Annotated in this window: 14 protein-coding genes, 1 riboswitch and 1 other annotated feature; of the genes, 7 read left to right on the top strand and 7 right to left on the bottom strand. The window is 49.2% G+C overall.

What is annotated here, in order from left to right:
- Window positions 1-357 precede the first annotated feature (357 nt).
- Window positions 358-455, top strand: a riboswitch (THF riboswitch).
- Between the two features lie 65 nt (window positions 456-520).
- On the top strand, window positions 521-1,105 hold the full coding sequence (locus DWY93_RS00550; RefSeq protein ID WP_117469040.1) for a folate family ECF transporter S component: 585 nt from the start codon (window positions 521-523) through the stop codon (window positions 1,103-1,105).
- 127 nt (window positions 1,106-1,232) lie between these two features.
- Here DWY93_RS00550 and DWY93_RS00545 read toward each other — a convergent pair whose 3' ends face one another.
- The 3 genes from DWY93_RS00545 to DWY93_RS00535 form a co-directional block, all read right to left on the bottom strand.
- The gene (locus DWY93_RS00545; RefSeq protein WP_117469039.1) at window positions 1,233-1,925 is read right to left on the bottom strand and encodes a C40 family peptidase; all 693 of its coding nucleotides are present in this window, start codon (window positions 1,923-1,925) and stop codon (window positions 1,233-1,235) included.
- Window positions 1,926-2,300: 375 nt separating this feature from the next.
- Window positions 2,301-2,795 carry a DUF1700 domain-containing protein gene (locus tag DWY93_RS00540; protein ID WP_117471620.1) on the bottom strand — a complete coding sequence of 165 codons (495 nt, stop codon included), beginning with the start codon at window positions 2,793-2,795 and terminating at the stop codon, window positions 2,301-2,303.
- A gap of 6 nt (window positions 2,796-2,801) precedes the next feature.
- Window positions 2,802-4,739: a fructose-1,6-bisphosphatase gene (locus tag DWY93_RS00535; RefSeq protein WP_117469037.1), complete on the bottom strand. Its 1,938-nt coding sequence runs from the start codon at window positions 4,737-4,739 to the stop codon at window positions 2,802-2,804.
- A gap of 428 nt (window positions 4,740-5,167) precedes the next feature.
- Between DWY93_RS00535 and DWY93_RS00530 the strand changes: the two genes are divergently transcribed.
- The 5 genes from DWY93_RS00530 to DWY93_RS00510 all read left to right on the top strand — a co-directional run bounded on the left by DWY93_RS00530 (window position 5,168) and on the right by DWY93_RS00510 (window position 9,607).
- Window positions 5,168-5,977: an MBL fold metallo-hydrolase gene (locus tag DWY93_RS00530; RefSeq protein ID WP_117469036.1), complete on the top strand. Its 810-nt coding sequence runs from the start codon at window positions 5,168-5,170 to the stop codon at window positions 5,975-5,977.
- A 148-nt stretch (window positions 5,978-6,125) separates the two neighbouring features.
- The gene (locus DWY93_RS00525) at window positions 6,126-6,674 is read left to right on the top strand and encodes an NUDIX hydrolase (RefSeq protein ID WP_117469035.1); all 549 of its coding nucleotides are present in this window, start codon (window positions 6,126-6,128) and stop codon (window positions 6,672-6,674) included.
- Between the two features lie 359 nt (window positions 6,675-7,033).
- Window positions 7,034-8,179, top strand: coding sequence for a DUF4317 domain-containing protein (locus tag DWY93_RS00520; RefSeq protein ID WP_117469034.1), 1,146 nt, complete (start codon window positions 7,034-7,036; stop codon window positions 8,177-8,179).
- A gap of 1 nt (window position 8,180) precedes the next feature.
- Window positions 8,181-8,495, top strand: coding sequence for an MGMT family protein (locus DWY93_RS00515; RefSeq protein WP_117469033.1), 315 nt, complete (start codon window positions 8,181-8,183; stop codon window positions 8,493-8,495).
- A gap of 110 nt (window positions 8,496-8,605) precedes the next feature.
- Complete coding sequence (locus DWY93_RS00510) at window positions 8,606-9,607, top strand: SH3 domain-containing protein (protein ID WP_117469032.1); 1,002 nt, start codon at window positions 8,606-8,608, stop codon at window positions 9,605-9,607.
- 172 nt (window positions 9,608-9,779) lie between these two features.
- Here the strand turns inward: DWY93_RS00510 and DWY93_RS00505 are convergent, their stop codons facing one another.
- From DWY93_RS00505 to DWY93_RS00490, 4 genes are all read right to left on the bottom strand, one after another.
- On the bottom strand, window positions 9,780-9,977 hold the full coding sequence (locus DWY93_RS00505) for a helix-turn-helix domain-containing protein (protein ID WP_117469031.1): 198 nt from the start codon (window positions 9,975-9,977) through the stop codon (window positions 9,780-9,782).
- Between the two features lie 15 nt (window positions 9,978-9,992).
- On the bottom strand, window positions 9,993-10,601 hold the full coding sequence (locus tag DWY93_RS00500; protein ID WP_181968459.1) for a sortase: 609 nt from the start codon (window positions 10,599-10,601) through the stop codon (window positions 9,993-9,995).
- Window positions 10,602-10,817: 216 nt separating this feature from the next.
- Complete coding sequence (locus DWY93_RS00495) at window positions 10,818-11,633, bottom strand: Cof-type HAD-IIB family hydrolase (protein WP_242990489.1); 816 nt, start codon at window positions 11,631-11,633, stop codon at window positions 10,818-10,820.
- 94 nt (window positions 11,634-11,727) lie between these two features.
- Window positions 11,728-13,053, bottom strand: a complete 1,326-nt coding sequence (locus DWY93_RS00490) for a glycosyltransferase (RefSeq protein WP_117469028.1) — start codon at window positions 13,051-13,053, stop codon at window positions 11,728-11,730.
- A 163-nt stretch (window positions 13,054-13,216) separates the two neighbouring features.
- Window positions 13,217-13,477: a binding site (T-box leader), on the top strand.
- Between the two features lie 102 nt (window positions 13,478-13,579).
- Here DWY93_RS00490 and DWY93_RS00485 point away from each other — a divergent pair.
- Entirely contained in the window at window positions 13,580-14,659 is a 1,080-nt protein-coding gene (locus DWY93_RS00485) for a TRAP transporter substrate-binding protein (RefSeq protein WP_117469027.1), read from the top strand.
- Window positions 14,660-14,875 lie beyond the last annotated feature (216 nt).

Raw genomic sequence — 14,875 nt, 5'->3', positions numbered from 1 at the left:
GTCATTTTACTCAGTTTTTATGTTCTGTAAATCATGGTTCCGGTTGAATCTTCCTGACTCTCTGACATACGTTTCCCATGGTCTACATGTTTCAAACGAACTTGCTGTATTATAAATCAGTGTTTTCAAAAAGTATATATATCAAAACACCGAAATTACGTAAATTTTTTCCACATTCTTTCGTCAAAAAAGCTTTTCGGCCGTATAGTTTCGACCCGCCTGCGTTTTCCGGGTACATGTTCCGTCTGATTTTCGCCTTTCTTCCGTTTTTTCCTTATTTCACCCTTTACATTCCGCACCATTCATGATACTGTAATTGCATCAGGGGCGCTGACCGCCCTGAAAATCAAACAAACATGCAGAGTAGACGTGTGCGCGTCAAGTGCCCGCCAGACAGGGAGTTGCTGGCAGGACGAAGGGAATTTCCCGCGGTGCACATATCGCATCCCGCTGCATCAGAAGATAGCTCCGTCTATTATCTCCTGTTGTGGTCCGAGAATCTGCAAAGGAGGTATTTTTTATGCAAAAAAGCTCGAGCGACCTCTTTTCCAGGATTTTTGAATCATCCCGTGAATTCAAGAAGGTCACCACTATCACTACCTGCGCCATGTTCGGCGCGCTGTCCGTTGTACTTGGATACTACTCCTTTAAGATCACACCAAACTTAAAGATCGGCTTTGGTTCGATCCCAAATATGCTGGTGGATTATCTGTTCGGCCCGGTCGTCGGCGGATTATTCGGCGGCGCTATGGATGTGATCAAGTTTATGCTGAAGCCGGACGGCGGATTTATGCCGGGCTTTACGTTCAACGCGATGCTTGCGGCGTTTATCTACGGCCTGTTCTTCTATAAAAAGAACCTTTCCCTGCCGCGGATCCTCACGGCAAAGCTCGTGGTGATCGTTCTCTGCAACATCGTCCTCGGCACTTACTGGTTGACGCTCTTAAACGGAAAGGGATTTTTAGCAATTCTGCCAGCCCGCGCCATCAAGAACCTGATCCAGTGGCCGGTGGACTCCCTGATCTTCTTCCTCGTGGCGAAAACCTTGGAACAGGCAGGAGTGTTTAAGCTTATTCTTCATGCTGGGAACCGTCAGAGAAGATAGTATAAATCTGCTGCTGACGACCTCTTTCGAATGTATCGCAGTAAAAAAATGCTCTCTGCAGCAATCCTAACGATCTGCTGTAAAGAGCACTTTTTTAATCCTTTTTATCCTTTATCCAATTTTCAGGTTAATCGCCAAGTACATTTACGATTCTCACCGGTGTGCGGTAGTTCCATCTGGAAACCTTGATTCCGGTTCTCTCTGTGGAGGCATGTACGATCTGTCCGTTTCCGATGTAGAGAGCAACATGGTTGATCCTCTTTCCGGATCCGTAGCAGATAATATCGCCCGGGCGCATCTCGGAGCTGCTTACCTGACGGCCCATACGAGACTGTCCGCCGGAAGAATGCGGAAGTTCCACTTCTGCTGCGTGACGCATTACATAGGAGGTAAATCCAGAACAGTCAACACCAGTATTCGGGTTTGTTCCGCCGTATTTGTAGCGGTTTCCTACGAACTGGAGCGCATATGTAACAATTTCGGAACGGAGATCATTCTCAACTTCGATAGCTGCCTCAAGTTCTGCCTCTGCCTCGTCGGCTTCTGCCTCAGCCGCTTCCTCCTCATCGGAGTCTGCCTCATCAGCATTTGCTTCTTCTTTATCTGTCGTCTCTTCAGAACTCTCTGTTTCTTCTGTCGCTGTCTGCTTGTCCTCTTCCAACAGGTTTCCGTTTTCATCGAGGTGGATGATTCTTACGACCATCTTGTCCTCTTTTACAGCTGCCGTTGTCTCGTCCGCGAAGGAAACGATCGGAAGGGCTGCCGTTAAGGCTATACATAAGCAGGTGATTTTTAAAGTTCTGAAAAGTTTTTTTGTCATTGATGTCCTCTTATCTTAAACTTTAATGATTTGTAATGTTTGTTACAAATATGTTAAATCTTGTTACGAACAAATTATATTTCTCACAGCCACTTTTGTCAATACATATGAAGGAATTCATAAACTCTTAATAATTTAGGCAAAAACCGCCAAAAATGTGGCAAAAATGCGGCGTTCCCCCGCAGAGAGCGCCGCACATGTTTACATAACTTATTTCAATTGTAACATCCTGTAATCTGTTGATTTTTTCAGTAAAATCAGGGTTTTTCGGACATTTTCGTCTTTAAATCCATGAACTGATCCGCCATTTTCTGTGCCTGTATCTGCAGCTCGCATTCACGGTCGCCTGTTCATTTCTTCTTAATATCTGTTTTATTACCTGCCACGGAAGTTCTTAACAAGCCAATAAATAATAAGGCACATTAAGATCGGTCCAGAGAACCGGATCAGAAGATAGAACACGCCGCCCATAATGCTGAACACAACAGAGATCACAAGGAACAGGAGCACAACAAGGGCTAATTTCCAGTACCACTTATTCAGATTGAAATAATGGATATTCGGCGTGGAGCCGTTCTGATAACTTTCCTGGCTGTAAGTGCTTCTTCTGTCATCGCCCCGCGGGGACGCGTCCTCAAAACTTCCATAACCGTCTCCGGTCTCTCCCGCCGCCTCAGCGGAATCGATGATCGTTCGGGCCACGATATTCGGCTCGCCGATCTCCTCAATAATTTCATCCATGGTACGGCCTTTTCCCAACTCCTGGGAAAGATAATCCGCGTAATAATTCAGGTTGTCGCGGATGACCGACGCCGGGACCTCACCCGAGAGTGCTTCCTCCAGGCGTCTTAAAAATTCGTCCTTGTTCATGTAATTTTACTCCAGTTTTTCTTTAATGATGCCGCCGCGGTACACTGCCACGAGCTCCTTGAGGTCCGCGATCTTCGCCGCAAGCTCTTTTCCTGTATCCGTGTCCGCAACCATCACACGCTTTTTCATCTTCTCTACAATCATGACTTTCGGCGTGTTTTCATGGTTCCGGTCAAAAGGCTTGTGCTCCGCCAGGGCAAGGTGGTGGGAATTGAAGATCAGGGTGTAGCCCGCAATTCCCGTCTTAGGCTGGTAAGACTTCGAAAGTCCGCCGTCAATGACGAAGAGCTTTCCATTTCCCTTGATCGGACTCTCGCCGTCCTTTAATTTTACCGGGACATGGCCGTTGATAATGTGGGAGCCTTCGATCGGGAGTCCGAATTCCTTGAGGATCTTATTACAGAATTCCTCTTTTTCGCACAATTTATAATACGGGTTCATGTTTTCTTTCGCGGCTGCCTTGTCAGCGACAAAGTAATTCTCAAAGGTCGCCATATTGTCTTTTCCGTATACCGGAGACTTCGGACCGCACCATAAATACCACATAAAATCACGGTACCAGTCCTTCGTCGGATCATCATCCGGCAGGAAGTATGCCATCTTCACCGCATCCTCGATATAGTCAAGCAGACGTTTTCCGGAGTAGATGATCCCCTTGAGCTTCAGCTCCTCGAAGGTTCCATCCTCTTTCATCGGGATACAGCCGTGATATAAAAGGTTCGAGTTGCACCGCTTGTACATCGCGCCGTGGGAATACACAAAGCGGATATGGCGGTGAAGCGTCTCGCTGTGATGGAAGGAAAGTGCCAGGCTGTTGATCAGTTCCTGCTCTTCCTTCGTGAGCTTTAACGGGTCCTTCGGGTCGATCGTCGGGAAGTTCATATCCAGCATCTTGTAGTCTTTTCCGTGGATATTTACGGTTCCTTTTTCAAAGTTGATATGTTCCAGATGGATCCGGTCGTTGATCTGGTAATCCGGGTGGCGCTTCGTGATCTGACCTTCCACCTTAAACTGGATCACTGTGATCGCCTTGTGCATCTTCGCCGCAAGTCCCGGGTCTACCGCATCATAGATATTTTCATCCAGGATCTTCGGAAGGAACCGCTCACACGGGTCATCCCGGTAGACCTTCGCCGCAAACATGGACAGCGGGCGGAGATTGATTCCGTAACCGTCCTCAAGAACGTCAAATCCGTTGTAGCGGATCGCAATCCGGAGCACATTACAGATGCAGGCCAGATTACCTGTGGCTGCGCCCATCCAGGAGATATCGTGGTTGCCCCACTGGATATCTACATCGTGGAAGTGCATGAGCTCGTCCATGATAATGTCCGCGCGCGGTCCACGGTCGAAGATATCGCCGATGATATGCAGACTGTCCACAGTCAGGTTCTGGATCAGGTTGCAGAGCGCCCTGATGAACTGGTCCCCCATCTCGATGTCGATGATGGAGTGGATGATTTCATCATAATAAACTTTCTTGTTGTCATCGTTGTAGTCCACATGAAGGAGCTCGTCGATGATATACGCGAATGCCGGGGGCATTTTTTTTCGCACTTTCGATCTTGTAAATTTTGAGGATACTTCCTTACAGATGCGTACCAGGCGGTAGATCGTAATTCTCTGCCAGTCTTCTGTAAATTTCCCCTCTTTCTGGATCCGGCGGATGTTCCGTTCCGGATAGTAGATCAGATTCGCTAAAGCGATCTCCTCCTCGTCTGAGATCACGTAGCCGAAGGTCTCCGATATTTTTTCACGGATGATACCGGATGCGCTGCGGAGCAGATGAATGAACGCTTCATATTCGCCGTGCAGATCGCTGAAGAAATACTCGGTTCCCTTCGGAAGTCCGCGGATCGCCATCAGGTTGATGATCTCACTGGATGCCGCTTTCACTGTCGGATACTCTTTTGCAAGCAGCTTCAGGTAGTCCAAATCTCTCATTGTCTCTGTTTTCCTCCCTGCGTTTTTCCGGGCGCGTAAATTTTCTCCTGCCGTTCCTGGTCCCGTTTTCCCCGCATTTTTGCTGAGTTTTTCGCGGGATCCTTCCGCTTTGCCGGTTAAAAATTTAACCGCCTGGGAATTGCTTTTCCATTTATTTTATAGTAACATATTCATATTCAAAACTCAACAAAAGAATGGATGACACCGGGGACCGGACCTTCACTTTGGTTACTGTTCACGCTTTGCGCAAACAGTAACTGATTTTGCCGATGCTTCGCATTCCGAATCGGCAAAATCCACTACCACCACTGTATTGTACGGAATTTTCAGTTCAGAAAATTCCTACCCGTGTACAGTAACCCACTTTGGATTGCCCAGGAAGCAGATTCTGCGCAGTCAATGTACTCTTCAGAAGGGAGATTTTTCTTATGAACAGCGAACTTCTCTACGTTTTTGGGACCGGAAACGCGACGGTCACAAATCTTTACAATACATGCTTCGCCCTCAGAGACGGGGATGAATATTTCATGGTGGACGCCGGCGGCGGAAACGGGATCTTAAAGATCCTGGACAACATGCAGGTTCCGTTAGAGCACATCCACCACATTTTTGTGACCCACGCCCACACGGACCATGTTTTAGGCATCGTCTGGATGGTCCGCATGATCGCCACAAAGATGAAAAAGGACCAGTATGTCGGGGATGCCTATATCTACTGCCATTCAGAACTTATCGAGACGATCAGGACGCTCTGCCGCCTGACGATCCAGGATAAATTTTACAACATGATCGGCGACCGGATCCATTTAGAGGAAGTAAAGGACGGCGAGACCCGCCATATTTTAAGCTACGACGTGACATTCTTCGATATCCACTCCACGAAGTTAAAACAGTTCGGATTCACGCTGACATTAAATAATGGAAGAAAGCTCACCTGTGCCGGGGATGAACCGTACAATCCGGTCTGTGAGAAGTATGTCCGCGGCAGCGACTGGCTGCTCCACGAGGCATTCTGCCTCTATGCGGAGCGGGATATCTGGAAGCCGTACGAGAAGCACCACAGCACCGTGAAGGATGCCTGTGAACTGGCGGAGTCCCTGGGGATCCCGAACCTCGTACTCTGGCACACGGAGGACAGCAATGTTGCCGGTCGGGAACGGCTTTATAAGAGTGAGGGAAAACGCTATTACAGCGGAAATATTTATGTGCCGGATGATGAAAGTTTAATCGCTTTATAGTGAGACTGATCGCAGTATGGTACTCTGTTCTCCGTCATCTTTTGTCTGCCTGGGCATTTTGCCGGTTCGGCAATTCGTTAAATTGGTCTGTCCTCTTGCGCAGGCTGGATTTTAGGTTATATTTGTCCTGATTTAGGAGGAAAAGGTTATGTCTATTAAACCGTGGATCTGCAACGGATCCAGGACGATCGTAAAGGACCGCTGGATCGATCTTCACGCCGATGACTGCGCACTGCCGGATGGCACGAAGATCTCTCCGTTTTATGTAAATGATGTGCCGGATTTTGTTGTCGTGGTCGCCGTCACCGTTGACGGGGACTTCGTTTTCGTGCGCCAGTACCGCCATGGAACGAGACAGATCCTTTTGGAGCTTCCTGCCGGATGCATGGAGCCGACAGATGCGAATCCCGCAGCCGGGGCTGCAAGGGAACTCTTCGAGGAGACCGGCTATGCCGGAAGTGAGCCGGTATTTCTCTGCAAGGTCGCGCCGAACGCGGCGTGTATCAGCAATTTTGCCCACTGTTATCTGATCACAGACTGTAAGAGGGTCAGCGGGCAGCATCTCGATGCCACCGAGGATCTGGAGATCGTTGTGATGTCCGCCGGGGAGACGCGAAAGCTGATGACGGAAGGCGGACTCGTGCAGGCGGTACATGTGGCGGCGATGTATTATGCGGAGAAGATATTAAATAAGTAGATATCTCCACAGCTACATATTTTTGTCGGCTGCCTGTTATTCTCCTGTACGCGGCACAGCAGCAACGCAGCACTGTCAATTAAGCTCTATCGATCATTAATGATTTTGTTACAGTTCAGCCATTACATCTTCTTGTTTTCATATTCATGAAAACAAGAAGCTTGGTGGTTCCACCATATGCTGATTTGGATGAAAAAGTGCTTATGCAAGCAAGCTTGCAACACACTTTCTCATTCAAACCAGCGCATGGCTGAACTGTAACATGATTTTCTATCCAGCCATACTTTCATTTTCTATTGCTTTTACAGCTAAACGGATGATACTTTATGGCTGGGATTTGTTTGAAAAGGATACATATTATGAATAAACGTGAAATTTCAGAAATTAAGAAACAGTTTAAGAAGGACAACAACGCCATCACCCGCATCTGCGGATGCTACGTTGATGCCGAAAAGCAGATCAAAACGACCTTAAAGGAGGCGTTCTTCGCCCTGTCCGAGGAAGAGATCTTCAAATATTATGAGATCTTCAAGAAATCCCTGTCCGGCGGAATCGGAAAGAACCTCCACAACCTGGAGTACTCCATCCATGACGAGGGTCCGGACAGCGCCCACGAGCTTCTCATGAAGCTCCGCGACGAAAAGCTCGCCGACGATGAGACCGTGGATACCTTTTATAATAAGGTAATCGAAAATTACGAATATGGTGAAAACTACTATATTATCCTGATCCACAGCGCCTACGATGTACCGGGAAAGGCGTCCGACAATGAGGAAATGTTCGACGCATCCGAGGAAGTCTACAACCACGTCCTCTGCTGCATCTGCCCGGTAAAGCTCTCCGAGCCGGGTCTCTCCTACAATGAGGCGACCAACGCCATCGAGGAGCGTCCCCGGGACTGGTGGGTACAGGCTCCGATGACCGGATTCCTGTTCCCAGCCTTCAATGACCGCAGCAGCGATATCCATGGTGTCCTGTATTTCTCCAAGAATCCGGAGGAGCTTCACTCCGAGTTCATTGATGCCTGCCTCGGCGCGCCGACACCGATCTCCTTCAAATCCCAGAAAGAGGCGTTCCAGGAGATCCTGACGGATACTCTCGGCGAAGAGTGCGACTATGAGACTGTCCGCCAGATCCATGAGAATCTCACGGAGCTTGCGGAGGAACATAAAGAGGATGAGATTCCGTTAACGCTCACAAAGCCGGAAGTCAAAGATCTTTTGGAAAAGAGCGGCGTGGAGCCGGAGCGCCTGGAGCACTTCGATAAAGTCTACGAGGAAGCCGCTGGGGAGAACACCGCGATCCTCGTTCCGGCGATCACCGGAACCGGAAAATTTGCCGTGAAGACACCGGATGTGGATATTAAGGTCAACCCGGACCGTCTCGATCTCGTAGAAACCAAGTTCATCGGTGGACGCCGCTGTCTTGTAATTGCCGTTGAGGACAACGTGGAAGTCAACGGCATGCCGGTGAAGATGTGGGAGGAGCAGAAGGAGGTGCAGTAACATGGCACCATCCGCCCGTTTTACTGAAGATTTCGCATACGAGGTCCTGTCCGTAGTCGGGGAGATTCCCGAGGGAACCGTCGCCACCTACGTCCAGATCGCCCGCCTCATCGGCAGGGACAAAAACTCCCGCCTCGTGGCCCGGGTCCTCTCCCACGCCTCAAACTACGGAGACTTCCCCTGCCACCGTGTCGTAAACCACTCCGGCCGCCTCGTCCCCGGCTGGCCGGAACAGGCATTTCTGCTACGGCAGGAAGGCGTAGAGCTGAAGGACGCGATGCATGTGGATCTCAAGAAATATCAATGGGAATGCTGATTTGACAAATTTCTCCATTTTTGCTATAATTTCTTCGTAATAGTTTTGTAATATTTGAAATAATTCCCGCAATATAACCGGGACATTCAACTGATATGAGGAGATTTGGCATGAGAAAATTACAGAATCTGATTTCTGACTTTTCAAAGAAGTTTCTTTTAAAAGCGGCCGCTGCCGCGTCTGTCCTGTTCCTTTCCACTGCACTTTTAACTCTTCCATCTTTCGCCGCATCCGCCTACGACAATCTTGCCGTGGCAAATGTGACAAGTGAACCGTTAAATATGCGGACGAAACCGTCCACGGACGGAGAGATCGTCGGAAAGTGCTACCGTGGAGCGGGCGGAACCGTATTAGAGAAGAAAGATGGCTGGACGAAGGTCCGTTCCGGAAAAATTGAGGGATGGATGTGTGACAAATATCTGCTCTTTGGGACAGATATCGAGCCATTGGCGAAGGAACTCGGTCTTCTATCCGCGAAGATCACCGCGACGACCTTGAACGTCCGCGAGATTCCGTCCACAGATTCCGCAATCTTAAAACAGGCGGCCGAAGGGGATTCCTTCCCTGTCTTAAGTGAATCCGACGGCTGGACAAAGGTCCAGCTCTCCGCCGACACAAACGGCTATATTTCCAGTAAATATGCCTCCATCGGCCCGGTTCCTGCTGCCGCTGTTGACGCAAAGGAAGAGTCCGCGGCGCTGAGCGCATCCGGAAACGGAACCTCTGCGGCACCGTCCTATGTAATCTCCGCCACCGAAGATGAGATCTACCTGATGGCAGCCTGCGTGGCCATGGAGGCCGGTGACGATTCCTATGAAGATAAGCTCGCTGTAGCAAGCTGTATTGTAAACCGTGTAAAATCCGGAAAATGGGGCAAAACGATCTCCGACGTGATCTACGCCGATGGCCAGTTCCCCGGCGCGTCCTCCGGCCTGTTGGACAAATACCTGGCAAAGGGTCCGTCCAAGTCCTGCATCAAAGCCACCAAAGATGCTCTGTCAGGTTCCAACAATATCGGCGACTATCTCTACTTCAAATCCGCCAAACACGCCTCAACAGGCAGCTACTCTTCCTACAAGATCGTTGGCGGGAACTGTTTCTACAAAAAATAATATTTTATCTGCAAGACCTGCCATCGGCAGCTTCTTTCAGATGAATTGCAGCAAAAAAACAGGGAAAGCCTACCTTCTCCGAAGGTGCTTTCCCTGTTTCCGTACACATACCCCATTTCCTTTAATAACGCTTCAACTAAAAATGCTCTTCTTAAAAATCAACACCACTCTCCTACACTTCTGTTACAATCCATTTCTTAACCCCGTCTGTACTGAATCCAACGATTTCGGCAATCTCTTCAACCGAAATTCCCTTTTCGCTCATTCGAACCGCCGTATCCTTAGCTTGGCTTTCACGCCCTTCTTCGCGCCCTTCTTCACGCCCTCCCGCATAGCTCTCATTTCTCAGGTCTTCCATCGCCTTACACATTTCTCTCACTCCTCTCTATTCTTCGATCTCCCTGCATCTCACCGCCGCCCGCGCTTTCCCCTTATTCGTGCAGGTAAACAGCGTCAGATCCCAGTCCCCGTCCTCCATCTTTTCGATGTCATAGCCGCCGACCGTCTCAATTTCCGTCACTTCATAGGAAAACACATTTCCATCCGCATCCGTAAACACCACGGAATCACCTGGATTCAGGCGCTTGATGCCAGAAAAATGGGTGCGGTAATTGTGTCCGGCGATGATCATATTCTTTAAGTACGCAGAACCACTGTAGCGGCACGGCGCTTTTTTGAGCTTCGCGTCGCTCCACTCGCTGATAACCGGAAGCTTGAGCCCCAGCGCCGGAATCTCGATCATCCCCACACATTCCTGTCCATTTACCTCCACTGTCGGCATTTCCATCTCCGGATTCTTCTTATATTCCGGCACCAGTTCCTTTTTCTCCGTCTCCAGCCGCTCCGGCAGAGCTGCTGTCAGTGACTCCATCCGGACCACCATCTCCTCTGACTCTGCTCCGGCCCGGTCTGATTCTCTTATATTATAAACAGTAAGAAGAAGAGCCGCCGCGATCAGCAGCAAACCCACGCCTGTTAAAAGCTTCCCTTTCATAGTCTTACTATCCCGTCCTCCATATTGCATATGCTGTCTGTGTTTTTTTCAATTGTATTGTTTTTCTGTTCTGCAAGAACTCTAAAAAAGGATGTACCTTGGCACATTCTCGCGCCTCGTGCGGTCACTTGCGACAATCTACATCTTCGCGCGAGTGCGCATCATTGGCACGTTAGTGCCTGGCAGAATTCATCCGTCTCGAAATCTCAATTTTTCTCAGTCCTTAAATATCTCCTTCAGCCTCTTCAGCAGCCCTTCCTCATCATTCTTCCCAATCACCATCGGTGCCCGCCTCCGCACATTCTCCGGCGCATTTCCCATCGCCACGCCAAATCCTGCCGCACGCATCATGGAAAGATCGCTCTCGCCGTCACCGAAGGCCGCTGCCTCTTCCGGGGAAATTCCGAGTTTTCCACAGAGCGTCTTCAAACCTTCCGACTTTTCCACGCCCGCTGCCGTGATCTCCAGATATTCCGGGTTGGATGCCGCGGACTGAAGATCAGAGAAATCTCTTGCCAGAACCGCCGCCAGCTTTGTCATCACGTCCGGATCTCCCATGAGGAGAAATTTATGAATTCCGCCTTCTGTTTCAAATGTATCTTTAATAGATCCAATTTCAGCCGGAAATCCCACGATTTTCTCTTCCCGCTGCTCTCTCCAATCGTCCCGGTCATCCACGATCCACTTCTCGCCGCCGAAGGTATTACAGGCAACAGCCGGAAAATCCTTATCCAGCATCGCCTTCAGTTCCAGTGCCCGCTTAAGCGGGATCCTCTTACTGTAGATCTCATTTCCGTCATCATCAAGGATCAGCCCGCCGCAGAACGCAATGATCGGTGCATGGTTCCCCAGCATTCTCTTAATGACCCGCACGCCTTCCGGTGACCGCGCGGAAGTCAGGATAAACGGGATCCCCTTATTCTCAAGATTCAGGATCATCTCCTTCGTCCCCTCCGTGATCTGTCCGTCTGACGTCAGCAGCGTGCCGTCGATGTCACTGAATACGATTTTGCAAGTTTTTTCTTTTTCCATCTTTATCTCCATATTTTTGATGTTTATCCGTTGTATTTCCACACCAGTACGACCGCCTGACGCAGTCCGCAGCTTCTCGCGAATGCGCCTTCTCCTATCCCCGCTGCAAAATACTCCTCTCGTTCTCCCGCACTTTCCGTGCCAGCAGCGTATACTGTCTGATCTCTTCCTCTGTAAAATTTCCAAACTTCGCCTGATAGTAATCGTTCTCCGCCGCCTCAAGATCCGGGATCACAACTTCTGATGCCGGAAGAAGTTCCAGTCGGATCTTTCGTTCTGCTCCCCGCCTTCTCGGAAGCTCCGTTACCTCCACCATCTTTTTCGCGGACAGCCGCTGAACCGCCACCGCAAGGTCTCCGCGGCTAAGATCCATAAGATCCGCAAGATTCTTTCTGCTCAGTTCATGGCTTGCATCCTTCAGATATAAAAGCAGGGAAAGTTCCTCCATTGTCATATCATGCTTCAATGCCGCCGACTCCAGATATCTCTCCAGAAGTTTCCGGTCCCGGTATTTATCCACAATGATCCCATCATCGGAGATCACCTCCTGTAGCGCACTGCTCCGCTCCTCTCCGAGCTTCCGGTTTCCGGGGATCGATGCCGGGAAAACAAAGCCGTCCTTCGCTGCATCCACCAGAAAATGGTACACCTGAAGCCGGTTTTTCTCATAATCCTCTTCGTCCAACACATGCTTATAAAAGTTGTTGTAGTACTCAAACATCATAAGCTTCATCTTCACAGTCTTCGTGATGCTGATCTTCTGGTTCACCAGCGAACCTTTTGTCTTTACATAATAATACACCGGTGTCCTCAGCGCATAGAATGTCTCTGCATAGCGGACATACTCCAGATTGAACATGAAATCCTCACACCAGCTGATCTCCGCATCCATCCGGATCCCGAAGCGGTTTACGAGATCGCGCCGGTACAGCTTATTCCACAGCACTCCATAGTAATAATCCGCCGGATTCTCCATCATAAACGACGCGAATTCCTCCCGGTCGATCACGCAGTCTGACTCGATGTCCCCTTTTCTGGATACCATATCCCCAACGACACGGTAAAAATCGGAGATCACCATATCACAGCCATGTTCCTCTGCCGCCCGGACCATAAGCTTTGTCGCATCCGGCGTCAGCCAGTCATCACTGTCCACAAACTGGAGATATGTTCCCTTTGCCCTTTCAATTCCCTGATTTCTCGTATCTGAAACCCCGGAATTTTCTTTGTGGATCACCACCACACGCTCATCCGTCTTCGCATACGCATCACAGATCGAGCCTGACATATCTCTGCTCCCATCATCTACGAGGATCAGTTCAAAATCTCTATATTCCTGTCCGAGAATACTGTCCACACAGCGGTTCAGAAATTTTTCCGCATTGTAGACAGGAACAATTATACTGACGGTCGGTTTCATTCTCCTCCTCCATTCTCTATAATAACCTGTTGGAATATCTCCTATGAAATAAATTTACTATACGATCTATCATATCATATTTTTCTCACAATACGCGATTTATTTTTTTAAATTCTCTTGACTTTTGAAAATCTGTGACTATAATAAAGGGCAGTTTTAAATATTCCTTGCGATGATGGGAACGCTCTTAACGAAGGTCTTTCAGAGAGCAGCTGGCTGGTGAAAAGCTGCAGACACCGCGTTACAGACAATCCTCCCGGAGCTAACCACTGAAAGTGTTCCAAGTAGGCTGGTTCGGTTTACACCCGTTAACGTGTTGCCTGTTTACTTTTCCGCACTAAATGAGCCGGAAAACGACGGGATCGAGAGGCTGTTTTTACAGCAAAAAGAGTGGTACCGCAGAAGTTTCGCTTCTGTCTCTTTAACAGAGACAGGAGCTTTTTTATTCTTCAGATTCTTACTGCGAGGGGCAGTTAAGATATATACTTATAATCAATCTATTCTTAAAAGACTTTAGGAGGTCATTATGAAAAAAAGTGCAAAATTATTATCCGCCGTTATGGCAGGCGCTATGGTTCTTTCCATGGCAGGCTGCGGCTCTTCCAGCAATTCTACAGAGACAACTGCTGCTGCCGCTGAGACAACAGCCGCTGCCGCTGATTCTTCCGCTGCTGAGAGCAAGGAAGCGACTTCAAGCACAGACGCAACCGTAATAAAGCTTGGTACGACCGTAAACGAGCAGGACAGCTTCCAGGTGTGTGCGGAGAAATTCGCTGAGCTCGTAAAAGAGCGCACAAACGGCGCCTACGAGATCGAGATCCATCCGAACGGAGCTCTCGGCGACGAGCGTACCATGCTTGAGAGCATGCAGATGGGTACTCTTGATATGGGTATCATCACAAGCGGTCCGTTCGTAAACTTCTCCAGCGCTATGGGTGTTCTCGATATGCCGTTCCTGTTCGCAAACAACGAGGAAGCTTACAAAGTCCTCGACGGTGAGATCGGTAAAGAGCTCCTTGGAACACTTGAGGATGCTGACTTAAAGGGTCTCGCATACGCAGAGCGTGGTTTCCGTAACATCACAAACAGCAAGAAGCCGATCACAAACGCGGCTGACGTTGCAGGCTTAAAGCTCCGTGTCATGGAGAACGATGTTTACACAGCTACCTTCAAGGCTCTTGATGTAAACGCGGTTCCGATGGCATGGTCCGACGCTTTAACAGCTCTTCAGCAGGGCACCATCGATGGCGAGGAGAACCCGATCAACGTTATCTACTCCTACAAGCTCTGGGAGTCCCAGAAGTATGTAACCCTTGACCGTCATTCCTACTCCACAGCGATCATCACCATGAGCAACGACCTCTTCAAGTCCTTACCGGAAGATGTTCAGAAGATCTTCGAGGAATCCGCACAGGAAGCTGCTGAGTACGAGCGCCAGTGGGTTGCAGATCAGGAAGCTGACCAGCTCCAGGAGATCAAGGATCATGGTATGGAAGTCGTGGAAAACCCGGATGTTGACAGCTTCCGTGCCGCTGTTCAGAGCGTATATGATGCATATCCGGATTACGCTGACTACATCACAAGAATCCAGGATGCTTTAAAGTAATCCCGGTTTCTGGATCGTAACTTTTTGTGCTGATATCCGCTGGCACTGCTTTCGCAGTCGGAATTTCAGCATGTGATCTGACCCGGCTGCCCAGGATCTCCTGTGCAGCCGGTCCCATCTTAAACACATTTCATGGTTACTGTTCACGATAAGCATTTTCCACACCTGCAGGACCTGCCGCCGGCGTCCCCTTACAGACGCATGGCTGCGGAAAAC

This window comes from Clostridium sp. AF28-12, assembly GCF_003435225.1.
In the GTDB taxonomy this organism is placed as follows: domain Bacteria; phylum Bacillota; class Clostridia; order Lachnospirales; family Lachnospiraceae; genus Pilosibacter; species Pilosibacter fragilis.
This window is presented reverse-complemented; position numbering and strand designations above follow the sequence as displayed.